The sequence below is a fragment of the Pantoea sp. E956-1 genome, assembly GCF_982223955.1.
In genome coordinates this window covers 150280-163937 of the sequence record NZ_CEUYZP010000003.1, presented here as the reverse complement: position 1 = coordinate 163937, position 13658 = coordinate 150280, and the positions used below count along the sequence as shown (strand labels likewise).

Here is a 13658-nt window from a genome sequence, read left to right as displayed (position 1 = left end):
CCTGAGATCGGTGATTACAGCTTGCCCGCAGCGGCCATCTTCAGATAGCTGTCGTCAAAGCGCAGTTTGATGTTCGCTGTATCACCGACGGTGATGTTGCCAGGGAAGCTCATGCCGATAAAGTCAGCGCTTTGTGCACCCTCGCCCAGCAATCCTTTATCAAAGGAGAACGCGGCGACGCGCTGCATGGTTTTCGCCAGATCGGGGGAAGAAACAAATGTCTGGGTTTCGGCTGGGGTCCAGAACAGGTGGGTGGTTTTCAGCTGCGCCTTGTATCCGGCCAGGTCAGTACCGGAATCGGCAGCCATCGCGCTCAGCGCCTGCGCATCACCAGCCTGCATTTTCGCCATCATCTCAAACCAGGCACCGGTCAGCGCCTTGCCCAGCGCGGGGTTATCTTTCAGGGTCTCTGTATTCACCACCATCATGTCAATCAGTTCGCCCGGCACGGCCGAAGAGCTGAACACTTCTGTGGTTTGTGGGGTTTTCTTGATCACTGAAAGCTGCGGATTCCAGGCAACCGCCGCCTGCACGCCGCTGGTACCAAAGGCGGAGACGATATCGGCATCGGAGGTGTTCACGACCTTAACGTCTTTTTCCTGTAAACCGGCCTTCTCCAGACCGCGAACCAGCAGGTAGTGCGAAACCGACAGCGCAGGAAGATAAACAGACATCCCTTTCAGGTCGCTGAGTTTTTTGTTTACGCCTTTCAGCACCACACCGTCATTGCCATCGGAGTAGCTGCCGGTGATCAGCGCCGTGGAATCAATGCCGCCCGCCGCAGGAATGGTCAGCGCATCCATGTTAGTCATGGTGCAGCCGTCGAACTGACCCGCGGTGTACTGGTTGATCGACTCGATATAGTCATTGAGTTGGGTGATATCAATTTTGATACCGTATTTGCTGGCCCATTTATCGATAATTTTCTCGTTGCTGATGGTGCCCCACGGCATCCAGCCCGCATAGATAGTCCAGCAGATATTGAACTCTTTTTTGACCGCGGCGAAAGAGGGTGCGCTGACCAGCAGCGTCAGCGACAGAATAAGCGTCAGGAGGGGTGATTTCTTCATGGTTGACCTCTGGTTAGCACAAAAAAACGGGAGCAGCGCAAGACACCATTTGGTGCCGCTGTCTCCCGGGCTTTTGTCCCGCCGTGTAACCTCGCAGAGGTCGCCAGCTCTCGGACCAGACATTCACCTGCGTGAACCGGAACCCTAGCCAGCTATTTGCTATCAATTGTGTCGAACGCTGCTTACTGTTCAGACTTCAGCAAATGGCGTGCCAGAAATTAAATCGCGATAAATCAGATAAATAGAGGGCTGAAAATCAGGAAGGCACCGGGATGGTGAGTCAGTAACGGGCGTTGCACATAATCAGTGCCGTGCAGGCAAGCGATATCAGAACCCTCGCTCAGTCTCTTTTCGTACTCACATCAATGCCGGAAGGCAGACCCGGACCGTGACGGCTGTCACTTATCGCTATATAATCCACTGCATAACGAATTTTGAGGATAGCTAACGAAGCGCTTCTGGCTGGCATGCACACTCGGTTTACTGATTCTCCCTCCGCTCTCTTCCCAGGCTTCGCGCCAGATAACCGATCAGACAGGCCGCCAGGTCACGATTCCTGATCGTGTTGATCGTATTGTGGTGCTTCAGCATCAGACGCTTAACCTGCTGGTGCAGATGAACGCGACCGATAAAATCGTTGGTGTGATGGCGAACTGGAAGCAGCAACTTGGCGACAGCTATGCCCGTCTGGCTCCTGAGCTGAATCAGAAAGCGACACTGGGGGATCTGACGCATGTTGATCCTGAAAAACTGGTGGCGCTGCATCCGCAGGTAGTGTTTGTGACCAATTATGCGCCGCATGAGATGATCGACAGCATTACCGCGCTGGGCATTCCGGTGGTGGCTATCTCACTGCGTCATGACGAACCGGGTGAAAAGGCAAAGATGAACCCGTCTATCCGCGACGAGGAAATGGCTTATGACAAAGGACTGCGAGAAGGGATTACGCTTATCGGCGAGATCGTCAATAAACCGGCAGAAGCAAAAGCCCTGATTACGGCCACCGATGAGAGCCGCAAAATCGTCAGCGATCGACTGAAGGATGTTCCGGCGGAAAAACGCATTCGCGCCTATATGGCGAACCCGGAACTGACCACCTACGGCTCAGGGAAATATACCGGCCTGATGATGCTGCATGCGGGCGCGGTTAACGTCGCCGCAGCGACGGTAAAAGGCTTCAAAACCGTGTCGATGGAGCAGGTAATCGCCTGGGATCCGCAGGTGATTTTTGTTCAGGATCGCTATCCCTCCGTTGTGAATGAAATCAACAGTTCACCGCAGTGGCAGGCTATCGACGCGGTAAAAAATCATCGTGTCTGGCTGATGCCGGACTACGCCAAAGCCTGGGGTTATCCCATGCCGGAAGCGATGGGGATTGGCGAATTGTGGATGGCGAAAAAACTCTATCCGCAGAAATTTCAGGATGTGGATATGAATAAGCTGGCCAATAAATGGTATCAGCGCTTCTATCGCACCGCTTATCAGGGAACAGAGTGATGCGCGTACGGGCGGCGGGCAGCCTGAAAGCGGTCTGGCCCGCGCTGATGGCGTGCTTTCCTGAGCCAGTTGAAACCCGGTTTGGCCCCGCCGGTCTGCTCCGCGAACGGATTGAAGCCGGTGAGCCCTGCGATCTCTTTGCGTCAGCCAGTGAGGAGCATCCGCAAAAATTGCTGAACGCTGGGCGAGCGCTGGCAGTCATACCGTTCACGACCAATAAACTCTGCATCACCGTTCGCAGCGATCGGCTACAGGCGGGAGACGACTGGTATCAGCTATTGACCCGCGACACACTGCGGATCGCAACCTCTACACCCACAGCCGATCCCTCTGGCGACTACGCGCAGACCCTTTTCACCCGGATGGGCAAAGCCGGTGAAGCGGTGCGCCATCGCGCAAAGGCACTGGTTGGTGGGCGTGACTCTGTACCCATTCCCGCAGGCAGGCTGGCGGCAGAATGGATTATCCTGGAGGATCAGGCGGATCTGTTTATCGGTTATGCCAGCTATCGGGCGGCGCTGAGCCAGATTGCCGGTCTGACAGTCGTTGATATCCCTGCGGCTTTCAATCCTGTTGCGCGCTACGCCTGTGCAGTCATTACGCCAGAGGCGCGTCGGCTGGCGGATTTTTTAAGATCGGAGCAGGCAACAGCGGTGCTGCGGGAAGCGGGGTTTGGCGGGGAGTAAATGCCTTTTCTGTCGCGGATGACGTTGCGCCCTGCCAGCAACCCGCTTTAAGGGCGCGAAACACCGATCATTAAAGCTTAGCGAAATCCACCTTAAGCTTGTGACTGATATGTTCAGCCTGCACGGTGGCGCTACTGTGGTGCATTATGAAGTAAGGATGTTTAAAACTCTTCAGGCTCGCCCGGCAATGGCTCGGTCAGCTCCTGCCCTTTTACACCGGCATAGGTAATCACCAGTTCGGCTGGCTCATCCAGGGTGTAACCCCGATGCGCGCTGTTGACCGTCTCATTGAGGGCCTCACCCGCCTGGAAGGTATGCTGTTTACCGCTCTCTTTATCCTCAACAATCAGGGTGCCGGAAAGAATAAACGCCGCATTCGGCATTGGATGGGTGTGCCAGGGCAATGACGTATGGGCAGGCAGCGAGAGCCGCATAACGGTCAGCTCAGGTTCGCCAGTGGGATAGGCTTCAATCACTTCACCGTTCCAGGCCTGGCCACTGCGCATCACTTCAACCGCGTTAATTTCGTTATCTTGCTTCGACATGCTTAATCCCTGTAAATAATCAATAGAATGCCAGTAGTGACTGATAAGTAAGCTTAGAAGAAAACTGTGTTGATGCCCGCCTGCGTTTTAATAAGCCTGTTATCAGGCATTATCCGCCAGCGAACACAGAGATGAACGCCCGGCATTACCGCACTGGCTGAATTTCTGATTAATTAATGTTCAATATTTGCGTTGTGGTTATAAGATATATTCCTCAGTCAGTACGCAACCTGTGAGTTCTGTATTATCTTTGAAGCCATCAACCACCTGAGGGATTTCTGATAATGAAAGGTCTGTTTACGGCATTACTCGCCAGTTCTGTTCTACTATTATCCGCCTGCTCAAAAGATGACGATAACAAAGTTAAAGTAGCGATTAATACCGGGCCTGATGAAGCAATCTGGCAGGTGGTAAAGCAGGTGGCGAAAGATAAATACAAGCTGGATGTCGAAGTGCTTAACTTCAATGATTATGTGCTGCCAAATGAAGCGCTGAATAACAAAGAAGTGGATGCTAACGCCTTCCAGAGCCTGCCTTATCTGGAATCCCAGTCTAAAGAGCGCGGCTATAAGTTTGCGGTGGTGGGTAAAACGTTCGTCTTCCCGATTGCTGCCTATTCGCACAAAATCAAGAACATCAGTGAGCTGCAGAACGGTGCCACTATCACCATCTCTAACGAAGCCACCACGCTGGGACGCAGCCTGCTGCTGCTGCAGGCGCAGGGTCTGATTAAACTCAAACCGGATGCGGGTTATTTACCGACCTCACTGGATATCATCGAAAATCCAAAAAATCTGAAGCTGGTAGAAGTGGACACGCCACAGCTGACCCGCACCTTAGACGATCCAAACGTCACTCTGTCGATTATCAATACCAACTTCTCAGCCCAGGCGGGATTATCAGCACACCGCGATGGCTTATTTATGGAAAGTGCCTCATCGCCTTACGTCAATGCGCTGGTTTCACGAGAAGATAATAAAGACAGCGATAAAATTCAGAAGCTGAAGTCTGCGCTGCAGTCACCGGAAGTCGCGGCCAAAGCCGAAGAAGTTTACAAGGGTGATGCGATTAAAGGCTGGTAAGTCGCCCGATAATCGATCATTAACGATCTAAAAAGGCCGCACTCTGTTGCGGCCTCTTTTATATCTGCACTTTTACCTGCACACCTGCCAGCACTTATACATCCGCGCCAGCCCGCAAGCTTACATGAACGGTTACGCGGCTGCGCCTTTTGGCTGAGCAGAGAGATGCCCTGCCCACAGACTGGCGACCCATTTCACCCCTTTAGACGTAAAGCGTGCCTGAGAGAAAGCGTGCTGATTTTCGCCTGTACCGGTATGCAGCGTAAAGTAGCCGGCCTGCAGATGGTAATGCTGCGGCGTCAGGGTGCCTTTTGCGCGATACATAATGTTGCGCTCCAGCAGAAACTGGCGGAACTCCGGTTCTTTCACTTTCAGCATTTTGCAGAGTTGCCGAAAGCCCAGCGAGTCGTCAACCTCAACGAAGTTATCAAAGAACGCCGCCTTGGGAGCCGAGAGAGCCAGCTGCTGCTCCGCCGCCTGACGCTGTTCAAACTGCTCAGCCCAGGCGCGAGCGGCTTCAGCCGGATTAGTAAAGTCAGGCAAGTGGGTAGTCCTCTCGCGATCCTGCCAGCGATCCAGCACTTCTGCGGTGAAACCCGGCGACAGCCGTGCCACGGCCAGCAGCGAGTCACGCTTGCACAGACGATACTCCTGACGCACTTCCCCTTCCCGCTCATACTCATTCACGCTGAGCGGCTGGGAGAGACGCTGAGCCGTCTCCAGACTTTTGATTAACCGCTTCACTTCTCCGTGTGTAATACCGGTCATCTGAGCCAGTTCACGACTGCTCATTGTGACCGATTGTTCCAGAGATTTGAGGCTTTCAGTCGAAATCATCATGGGTTCACCCCTCACTAACGCTACTAATACCCGATGGGCAGTCCATTTATTATACAAACACCTGTTCAAATATCCAGTACTTTATTTAAGCAGTAACATAACTGGAAGCTGTTACGCAAACAGCGGGACAAGAGGCGTTTTCCGGGCTGAAGAGCACGTGTTGAATGCCTTGCAGGAGGCGTTGCGGACTTTTGCTGCAGCATAAGTGGATAATCAATCTCTCAGTTATTTACATATAATCACAATGATGGACACAGAATCTTTACATTACAGTATAGTGAAGGCTGTCAGCAGGTTACTGGCCTGCCGGGCTCACTATTTTTGATTCGGGGTGCAGGGACGCAATCTGGCCCGTTACCACTGGATGTCACCTTTTACTGGAGTAAGTCATGCAGCCGTTGAAAGTCGCCTTTATTAAAGCTAACTGGCACAGCGAAATCGTTTCTCAGGTTCTGACAGGATTCGAACAGGAACTGGAAAGCCGCGGTACCTCATATGAGATTAAAACATGGGATGTTCCGGGCGCGTTTGAAATGCCGCTGCTGGCGCAACGCCTGGCGCAGACCGGCAACTACGATGCGATTGTCTGTGCAGCACTGGTGGTGGATGGTGGCATCTATCGCCATGATTTCGTCGCGCAGGCTGTGGTGAGTGGTCTGATGCAGGCGCAGCTGGCAACCAATGTGCCCGTCTTCTCGGTGTCACTTACGCCGCATAATTTCCAGCCATCGGCAGAGTTTATCGACTTCTATACTCAGCATTTCGTGAAAAAAGGTCAGGAAGCGGCGCGTGCCGTCTGTCAGATCCACGCCCTGGAACTCTGATACGACTATCACGAATGCTGACAATGCGTTTGCCTGCGCTGTTAAGGAGAGAAAGTTGGAAAATTCACGTCCGCCTTTACCGCCGTTTACCCGGCCTGAACAGGCGATTGAAAAAGTCCGGCTGGCTGAGGATGGCTGGAACAGCCGGGATGCGGAGCGGGTCGCGCTGGCCTATTCTGCGGATAGCCAGTGGCGTAATCGCGATACCTTCCTGACCGGCCGGACAGATATTATCACTTTCCTGCAGCATAAATGGCAGCGTGAGCAGCAGTATCGGCTGATAAAAGAGTTATGGAGTTTTGATCAGAACCGGATTGCGGTGCGGTTCGCCTATGAGTGGCATGACGAGCAACTGCAGTGGTATCGCTCATATGGCAACGAGAACTGGGCGTTTAATGAGCAGGGTTTAATGCAGCAGCGTTATGCCAGCATTAACGATCTGAAAATCAGTGAAGCACAGCGGCTGTTTCACTGGCCGCAAGGCCGACGTCCTGACGACCATCCTTCACTGAGCGAATTGGGCTTATAGCGCCAGCTCTTCCAGCGGAGAGCATAGCTCTCCGCCGTCATCCACTCAGCCCTGCTCGTCCTTGTTCTCAACAAAGGTCGCTTTGTTGCGTGTGACCGTATAAGCCACTTTTTTGACATCGTCCGGTGACGTGGTCACTTCTACCGGCGCAATGGTCACCCGCCCCATACCAAACAGGGTGGGTACATAGCCGCCGACCTGGTGTTTTCCGGCCGGAACATGCAGCAGCATGCTTTCGCCGTTGGGCAATCTGCCAGCGTCTTTACCATCTACAGTCAGGAACACACTGGAGCCATCATCTGCGCGGGTCTTGATGTGTGAGACATCAATCTGCGTCGGGCCAGCAGCAAATTCATCTGGCGCATCGCTGGCGGCATTTTTCTTCGCGCAGCCGGCCAGCACAGCAGCAACCGTCACAACGGCGAGAGTATAACGATAACGCATTGGGCACTCTTTCTCCTGATCATCAGAACCCGCTATTTTAGCGATTTAGCAGGAGGATGTAAGGGGGAGAAGAGTCGGCATGCTCTTAAAAACCGCTTAAATGTACCGATTTCCAGGTATATTTGCGTAAAGAATATTTACTGAATAAATACACAGTGTTTTTATTGCCTGATCGTAGTGCTTTTAACCTGCTGATCAGCATAAATTTAATCAGAGAATAACAACGAATAAGCGTAGCGTCACAGGCACATAGCGCCAGTTTGCCTTAACTCTGCCTCTGTTAATCGTCTGTTATAAGGTTCATAGTGGTGGTTCATCCCCGGTTAATCCCGGCGGCCTTTCCCTCAACAGAGGGCACGATATGCATTCTTATACCACCGATACTGTTTGCGCCATAACCGGCACCCATCCTGCGAACCTGAAGAGCTGGATGAAGCAGGGATTACTGACGCCGCAGCAGTATCAGGAACGCTGGAGTGAACATCACCTCAGTGAAATCCAGACCCTGGTTGGCTTAACGGCCACTGGCGCGACACTCGACGAAATCTGGCAAGGTCAGCAGGCTGCTTCGACGGTTACCACCTTTGGCTGGGCGGCGCGCAAAGGCGACCTGCTCTGGCAACTTGAATTTGGCACACCGCTGTCGCTTTCACGTCAGATGCACACAATGTCCAGCCACTATAGCGGTGATGATTTCGTCATTAATCTGCTGCGGCCGCTAAGCGCCTGGCTTTACACCGATCTCCGTCGGGGAGCGTCACGGCGTCTCAACCGTTTTGAGCAAACTGTTCAACAGCAGGCGGATAAAGTCATGCGCGCGTCATCGCGCAACGAATCCTCCATTCCCCTGTTTCTGGAAGCGGTGAGCGTACTGGATAAAACTGAAATCTGGCTTGAAGCCATTCGTCTTACTGCGATGGGCTTTAATGTCGAGGTTGACTCGCGTGCTTCTGGTCAGCCAGCCGTTAAAACTGACCTCCATCAGCATCATGTGATGTGGTGTGGCGCTGGCATCAGCCAGCAGATGCAGGACTATTTTGAACAGCAGAGCCAGGATGGTTATCCTGTGATGCTCAGTGGACCTGATTGTAACCTGCAGTTTACCCAATCCAACGCCTCCAGCGCTGCCTGACAGCAGGCAGCACCTTCTTTACCCCCGTTTTTCCGCGCCAGTAAATATTTTTTTTCGTTAAGAATCTCTTAAGGTAGTTCCGTATACTGCTGCCACAACCCTGACTCATTGACGAGACTAAGATGAAAAAGACCTTACTGACCTTCAGCCTTCTCCTGTTACCCCTGACTTTTACTGCTGCGCACGCGGCCTCTGACCTGACCGGTTGTGCAGCCAAAAAGCAGGAGATTGAGACTCAGCTCTCTTTTGCCCGCCAGCACAATAATACCCATCAGGTTGCCGGCCTTAAAAAAGCGCTGAGCGAAGTGAATCAGAACTGTACCGAAAGCAGCCTGCTAAAGCAGCGTCAGGAAAAAGTGACAGAGAAAAAGTTGAAGGTACATGAACGCGAACAGGAACTGGCGAAAGCGAAAGCAGAAGGACGCAGCGCCAGCAAGATCCAGAAGCGCGAAGATAAACTGGCTGACGCTCGCCAGGAACTGAAAGAAGCCGAACAGGCTCTGCATCAGTAAAATTTATTCGGGCCAGCCACTGCGCTGGCCGTTATCATCACTTCCCCAGCTCTGACCCACCCTCCTTTCTAAATACCTGATTAACCTGTGCTATTAACGCCCGATCCATTACTTCAGGTAATGCTTTGATTACTTATTCTCATGCACTTAATTGGTGCAGCAAAGTCAACAGGGTTACGATCAATTATTTAACTTTTTGAACATCCTCAAAGATTTGAAAGATAGCGATATTTCCCGCCTTATGCAGAAAATACGCACTTAAGACGCATCTTTATTCGCCTGCAAGGGGGCGGTAATACTAATCTATTCACTCGCCCTGCCCCAAAACAGGGCATTGCTGCGTTGTGCCATGGCTGATGCCACATCTTATTTGTTTCAGGAGTGTTAGATTATGTCGGCGCAATGCAATGCGCTCTCCATCCACGGCTCCACACAATAAATAACTTCATTAAGAAAGGTTTTTTATGGATAAGTTATCTTATGCGTCTGAAAGCAGCACATCTGCCTGGTCCACCTATTTACAGCAAATCGACCGGGTTGCGCCTTATCTGGGCGATCTTTCACGTTGGATAGATACTTTGCGTCATCCAAAGCGTGCGTTGATTGTTGATATTCCTCTCCAGATGGATGATGGCTCGATTCGCCATTTCGAAGGCTATCGCGTTCAGCACAACCTTTCGCGCGGCCCAGGAAAAGGCGGTATTCGCTACCATCCGGATGTCGACCTTAATGAAGTCATGGCGCTCTCCGCATGGATGACTATCAAATGTGCGGCGGTTAACCTGCCTTATGGCGGCGCTAAGGGCGGCATCCGCGTTGATCCGTTCAAACTGTCCGACGGTGAACTTGAGCGACTGACCCGCCGTTACACCAGCGAGATCGGCATCATCATCGGGCCGCAGAAAGATATTCCTGCGCCAGACGTCGGGACCAACAGCAAAGTGATGGCGTGGATGATGGACACCTACTCCATGAACCACGGCACAACGATTACCGGCGTCGTCACTGGCAAACCGATTCATCTGGGCGGTTCACTGGGGCGTGAAAAAGCCACCGGTCGCGGCGTGTTTATTACCGGACGCGAAGTGGCACGCCGTGCAGGTATTGAGATTGAAGGCGCACGCGTTGCGGTTCAGGGCTTTGGTAATGTGGGTAGCGAAGCGGCACGCCTGTTTGATGAGGCGGGCGCTCGTGTAGTCGTGATTCAGGATCACACCGCGACGCTGTTCAATGCTGATGGCATCAACATGGCTGCCCTGAGCGAATGGCAGATCGCCAATAAGCAGATTGCCGGTTTCCCTGGCGCGCAGAGCATTGATAAAGAGGCGTTCTGGACCACAGGGATGGATATTCTTATTCCGGCGGCGCTGGAAGGTCAGATCACCCGCGAACGTGCCGAAGTCCTGAGCTGCAAAATCGTGCTGGAAGGCGCAAACGGCCCGACCTATCCGGATGCCGATGACATGCTGGCGACCCGCGGCATTATCGTGGTGCCGGACGTGGTCTGTAATGCTGGTGGCGTGACCGTCAGCTACTTCGAGTGGGTTCAGGACATGGCGAGTTTCTTCTGGAGCGAAGATGAGATCAATCGTCGCTCAGATAAGATCATGACGGAAGCGATGGTACACGTCTGGGAAAAGTCGAAGGAGAAAGATTGCTCGCTGCGCACCGCGGCCTATATCGTGGCCTGTGAGCGTATTCTGATGGCGCGTAAAGATCGCGGTATCTACCCGGGTTAATGCCTGTGGCGCTGCTGCCTGCAGCAGCGCCGTTTTCCTTGCCTACTTCATCAGCACCTGAAACTTCGGATTAAATTCATCGAAAATCGGTAAAGCGGCGGCGCCGAGAGCAGCGGTATCGCTGCCGGTCATGCCAATTTTCAGTCGCATATCAAAAAGGTAACGTCCGCGCACCGACTGATAAAGCGGCGGCAATCGCTGCACCATCTGCTCCAGCAGCGGCGCAGGCATCATCCCACCAATAATCACCGCCTCGGCATCAAACACCGACTCCAGAATATTGATCGCCTGACGCAACGGCGTCGTCACACTTTCAATCCATGCGGTAAAACGCGCAGGTTCAATCTGCAACAAATCTTCGGGCAGCGCCCGCATCGGATCGAGACCGCAGAATTCATAGGCGGCCTGCAGCGAGACGTAACGCTCCAGACAGCCCTGATTTCCGCAGTAGCAGTCGCGACCGCCCGGCTCCACCACGATGTGTCCGATTTCGCCCGCGTTATGGGCGTGGCCGGTATAGATATGGCCATCGGTGAAGATCCCCGCGCCCAGGCCGGTGCCAATATAGAGATAGATAAAGGAGTTCAGGTGGCGCGCTGTGCCGTGAAAGCGTTCGCCGATGGCGGCGACCGTGGCATCATTTTCCAGCGTCACCGGCAGCCCGCTAAGGGTGGCGAGTTCAGCCTCGATATCGACCTGCTCCCAGCCGTTCAGCGTGGTCGGCCCCACTGATGAAATCCCCTCCACACCAAAAGGCCCTGGCATCACCACGCCAATCCCTAGCACCTTCTGCCACTGAGTACCCAGGAAGGCGCGCATCTCCTCCAGCACGCTGGCAATGCACGCCAGAGTGGCAGCAGGCTGGGGCTTTTGCACCAGAACGAGGCGGCGGAAATGCACTTCGCCACTGAGATCGACCAGAACCAGCAGCAGCGTCTGGTGATCAAGATGAATGCCGATCGACCAGGCACTGGTGGGATTGAGCGTAACCGGAATTGAGGGCTGACCACGCCCGCTGCGGCGCGGCTGGCGGCTGGTCAGCAGTTCGGCCTGCTCCAGTTCCGCCACGATATTCGAGACGGTCTGCGGCGTCAGCGCCGTCATGCGGGCCAGTTCGGCACGGGTCAGTTCACCGTGCAGGCGAATGGCTTCAATCACCACACGCCGGTTGTGCGCCCGCGCATGTTCAAGGTTGGTACCCGAGGTTTTCATGTTGTTTTCCATTTCAGCGGGACCCGACAGTATTGGTCTCCGAAAGCGTTCGGGCAAACAATATCTTTGATGCTGCACGCACTTCTCGCGCATCAGGATAGGCAATTTTGCCATAAAAGCGCAGTGTGAGTTTCAGCGGTGTTACGGCTTTGTTGCTATGCCCTACGGCATTGTGGCACGCCGTTTGCTTAGATTCACACAGGTCAGTTCACCCACTGACCAAAATTACGCCCCCGATTAAATCAATCAAATTGATTTAATTAACCGACAGCCTGTTGCTGCACAGTGGAGAAGACCATGTCACAGCGTTATACCCCCCAACTCAAAGCCGGTTTTGCCGCCTTACTGATGTTAAGCGCAGGCAGCGCGGCGGCGGCCAGCCAGATCAATGCCCTGTTTATGACCCAGGCGGCTTACAGCGAAAATGATATCCGTGCGATGACGCAAAATTTTCAGAAGCAGCACCCGGATATCAGCGTCAATCTGGAGTTCGTTCCTTATGAGGCGCTGCACGACAAGATTGTGGCGGCGCGTGGCGCGGGCGGCAATGGCTATGATGTGGTGCTGTTCGATGCCATCTGGCCAGCGGAATTCGCCCGTTTCGATCTGCTGCAGGATGTCAGCACACGCATTACGCCAGAAGAAAAAGATAAGGTCTTCCCGGGCGCGATGAACACTGTGGTTTATAAAGGCAAAACCCTGGGCATGCCGTGGATCCTCGACACCAAATACCTCTACTACAACAAAGCAATGCTGGCTAAAGCGGGCATCACCACGCCGCCACAGACCTGGCAGCAGGTGCTGGATGACGCGAAGATCATCAAGAATAAGAAGATTGTCACATGGCCGCTGGTCTGGAGCTGGTCCCAGGCTGAGGCGCTGGTGTGTGACTACACCACGCTGGTGTCAGGCTTTGGTGGACAATTCTATCAGAACGGCAAGCTTAACTTCTCAAGCCCGGCTTCACTCAAGGCGCTTAACCTGATGAAAAGCTCGCTTGATGAGGGTCTGAGTAACCCGGCGTCGCGTGAATATCTGGAAGAGGATGTGCGTAAATCGTTTTCTAATGGCGATGCGGCTTTCGCGCTGAACTGGACCTACATGTACAACATGGCGAACGATCCGAAGCAGAGCAAAGTGGCGGGCGACGTTGGGATCATGCCTGCGCCTGGCGATGCACCCGGTAAAGTCGGTGCGGTGAACGGCTCAATGGGCCTGGGGATCACCAAAGGCAGCACCCATGGCAACGAGGCGTGGCAGTACATTCAGTACATGACCTCACAGCCGGTACAGAATCAGTATGCGAAACTCAGCCTGCCGATCTGGAAATCCTCTTACCAGGATGAGGCGGTGAAAAAGGATCAGGAGAGCCTGATTGCCGCGGCGGATAAATCACTAAACGTGATGCTGTCACGTCCGGAGACCGCTGACTATTCCCGTCTGTCAAACCAGCTGCAGCAGAAGTTACAGCAGGTGTTGCTGGGTAAAACCCCGGCGCAGGACGCGATGGCGACGGTTGATAAAAGCGCCGCCCGGCTGCGTTAAG

At 53.5% G+C, this 13658-nt stretch carries 14 protein-coding genes and 1 riboswitch; of the genes, 9 read left to right on the top strand and 5 right to left on the bottom strand.

Going from position 1 to position 13658, the window contains the following annotated elements; all coding sequences use genetic code 11:
• Nucleotides 1-14 precede the first annotated feature (14 nt).
• Nucleotides 15-1070, bottom strand: a complete 1056-nt coding sequence (locus AC0T7J_RS11370) for a putative urea ABC transporter substrate-binding protein (protein ID WP_473794224.1) — start codon at nt 1068-1070, stop codon at nt 15-17.
• Between the two features lie 60 nt (nt 1071-1130).
• Nucleotides 1131-1229: riboswitch (guanidine-I (ykkC/yxkD leader) on the bottom strand.
• Between the two features lie 303 nt (nt 1230-1532).
• Here AC0T7J_RS11370 and AC0T7J_RS11365 point away from each other — a divergent pair.
• Complete coding sequence (locus tag AC0T7J_RS11365; protein WP_473794588.1) at nt 1533-2567, top strand: ABC transporter substrate-binding protein; 1035 nt, start codon at nt 1533-1535, stop codon at nt 2565-2567.
• A complete protein-coding gene (locus AC0T7J_RS11360) occupies nt 2567-3253 on the top strand; it encodes a molybdate ABC transporter substrate-binding protein (protein WP_473794222.1) in 687 nt (228 codons plus the stop codon). The genes AC0T7J_RS11365 and AC0T7J_RS11360 overlap by 1 nt, the downstream gene beginning before the upstream one ends.
• A 161-nt stretch (nt 3254-3414) precedes the next feature.
• Here AC0T7J_RS11360 and AC0T7J_RS11355 read toward each other — a convergent pair whose 3' ends face one another.
• Nucleotides 3415-3798, bottom strand: coding sequence for a cupin domain-containing protein (locus AC0T7J_RS11355; RefSeq protein ID WP_473794220.1), 384 nt, complete (start codon nt 3796-3798; stop codon nt 3415-3417).
• Between the two features lie 284 nt (nt 3799-4082).
• Between AC0T7J_RS11355 and AC0T7J_RS11350 the strand changes: the two genes are divergently transcribed.
• Nucleotides 4083-4880 carry a MetQ/NlpA family ABC transporter substrate-binding protein gene (locus tag AC0T7J_RS11350; RefSeq protein ID WP_473794218.1) on the top strand — a complete coding sequence of 266 codons (798 nt, stop codon included), beginning with the start codon at nt 4083-4085 and terminating at the stop codon, nt 4878-4880.
• 132 nt (nt 4881-5012) lie between these two features.
• Here AC0T7J_RS11350 and AC0T7J_RS11345 read toward each other — a convergent pair whose 3' ends face one another.
• Nucleotides 5013-5720 carry a phage antirepressor KilAC domain-containing protein gene (locus AC0T7J_RS11345; RefSeq protein WP_473794217.1) on the bottom strand — a complete coding sequence of 236 codons (708 nt, stop codon included), beginning with the start codon at nt 5718-5720 and terminating at the stop codon, nt 5013-5015.
• A 389-nt stretch (nt 5721-6109) separates the two neighbouring features.
• On the opposite strand from AC0T7J_RS11345, the gene AC0T7J_RS11340 reads away from it, so the two are divergent.
• Complete coding sequence (locus AC0T7J_RS11340) at nt 6110-6544, top strand: 6,7-dimethyl-8-ribityllumazine synthase (protein ID WP_010247107.1); 435 nt, start codon at nt 6110-6112, stop codon at nt 6542-6544.
• A 55-nt stretch (nt 6545-6599) separates the two neighbouring features.
• On the top strand, nt 6600-7073 hold the full coding sequence (locus AC0T7J_RS11335) for a nuclear transport factor 2 family protein (RefSeq protein WP_473794215.1): 474 nt from the start codon (nt 6600-6602) through the stop codon (nt 7071-7073).
• Between the two features lie 45 nt (nt 7074-7118).
• Here AC0T7J_RS11335 and AC0T7J_RS11330 read toward each other — a convergent pair whose 3' ends face one another.
• On the bottom strand, nt 7119-7517 hold the full coding sequence (locus AC0T7J_RS11330; protein ID WP_473794213.1) for a hypothetical protein: 399 nt from the start codon (nt 7515-7517) through the stop codon (nt 7119-7121).
• 361 nt (nt 7518-7878) lie between these two features.
• Between AC0T7J_RS11330 and AC0T7J_RS11325 the strand changes: the two genes are divergently transcribed.
• From AC0T7J_RS11325 to AC0T7J_RS11315, 3 genes are all read left to right on the top strand, one after another.
• On the top strand, nt 7879-8649 hold the full coding sequence (locus AC0T7J_RS11325; RefSeq protein WP_473794211.1) for a MerR family transcriptional regulator: 771 nt from the start codon (nt 7879-7881) through the stop codon (nt 8647-8649).
• A 122-nt stretch (nt 8650-8771) separates the two neighbouring features.
• Nucleotides 8772-9161 carry a DUF1090 domain-containing protein gene (locus AC0T7J_RS11320; protein WP_473794209.1) on the top strand — a complete coding sequence of 130 codons (390 nt, stop codon included), beginning with the start codon at nt 8772-8774 and terminating at the stop codon, nt 9159-9161.
• 464 nt (nt 9162-9625) lie between these two features.
• Nucleotides 9626-10900: a Glu/Leu/Phe/Val family dehydrogenase gene (locus AC0T7J_RS11315; RefSeq protein WP_069026744.1), complete on the top strand. Its 1275-nt coding sequence runs from the start codon at nt 9626-9628 to the stop codon at nt 10898-10900.
• A gap of 42 nt (nt 10901-10942) precedes the next feature.
• Here the strand turns inward: AC0T7J_RS11315 and AC0T7J_RS11310 are convergent, their stop codons facing one another.
• Nucleotides 10943-12112 carry an ROK family transcriptional regulator gene (locus AC0T7J_RS11310; RefSeq protein ID WP_473794207.1) on the bottom strand — a complete coding sequence of 390 codons (1170 nt, stop codon included), beginning with the start codon at nt 12110-12112 and terminating at the stop codon, nt 10943-10945.
• Nucleotides 12113-12409: 297 nt separating this feature from the next.
• Here AC0T7J_RS11310 and AC0T7J_RS11305 point away from each other — a divergent pair, with 297 nt between their 5' ends.
• Nucleotides 12410-13657: an extracellular solute-binding protein gene (locus tag AC0T7J_RS11305; protein WP_473794205.1), complete on the top strand. Its 1248-nt coding sequence runs from the start codon at nt 12410-12412 to the stop codon at nt 13655-13657.
• Nucleotide 13658 lies beyond the last annotated feature (1 nt).

What these genes read in the sequence shown, in the direction of transcription:
- AC0T7J_RS11370 (WP_473794224.1), bottom strand. Translation starts at nt 1,070, where the DNA reads ATGAAGAAATCACCCCTCCTGACGCTTATTCTGTCGCTGACGCTGCTG.
- AC0T7J_RS11360 (WP_473794222.1), top strand. Translation starts at nt 2,567, where the DNA reads ATGCGCGTACGGGCGGCGGGCAGCCTGAAAGCGGTCTGGCCCGCGCTG.
- AC0T7J_RS11355 (WP_473794220.1), bottom strand. Translation starts at nt 3,798, where the DNA reads ATGTCGAAGCAAGATAACGAAATTAACGCGGTTGAAGTGATGCGCAGT.
- AC0T7J_RS11350 (WP_473794218.1), top strand. Translation starts at nt 4,083, where the DNA reads ATGAAAGGTCTGTTTACGGCATTACTCGCCAGTTCTGTTCTACTATTA.
- AC0T7J_RS11345 (WP_473794217.1), bottom strand. Translation starts at nt 5,720, where the DNA reads ATGATGATTTCGACTGAAAGCCTCAAATCTCTGGAACAATCGGTCACA.
- AC0T7J_RS11340 (WP_010247107.1), top strand. Translation starts at nt 6,110, where the DNA reads ATGCAGCCGTTGAAAGTCGCCTTTATTAAAGCTAACTGGCACAGCGAA.
- AC0T7J_RS11330 (WP_473794213.1), bottom strand. Translation starts at nt 7,517, where the DNA reads ATGCGTTATCGTTATACTCTCGCCGTTGTGACGGTTGCTGCTGTGCTG.
- AC0T7J_RS11325 (WP_473794211.1), top strand. Translation starts at nt 7,879, where the DNA reads ATGCATTCTTATACCACCGATACTGTTTGCGCCATAACCGGCACCCAT.
- AC0T7J_RS11320 (WP_473794209.1), top strand. Translation starts at nt 8,772, where the DNA reads ATGAAAAAGACCTTACTGACCTTCAGCCTTCTCCTGTTACCCCTGACT.
- AC0T7J_RS11315 (WP_069026744.1), top strand. Translation starts at nt 9,626, where the DNA reads ATGGATAAGTTATCTTATGCGTCTGAAAGCAGCACATCTGCCTGGTCC.
- AC0T7J_RS11310 (WP_473794207.1), bottom strand. Translation starts at nt 12,112, where the DNA reads ATGAAAACCTCGGGTACCAACCTTGAACATGCGCGGGCGCACAACCGG.
- AC0T7J_RS11305 (WP_473794205.1), top strand. Translation starts at nt 12,410, where the DNA reads ATGTCACAGCGTTATACCCCCCAACTCAAAGCCGGTTTTGCCGCCTTA.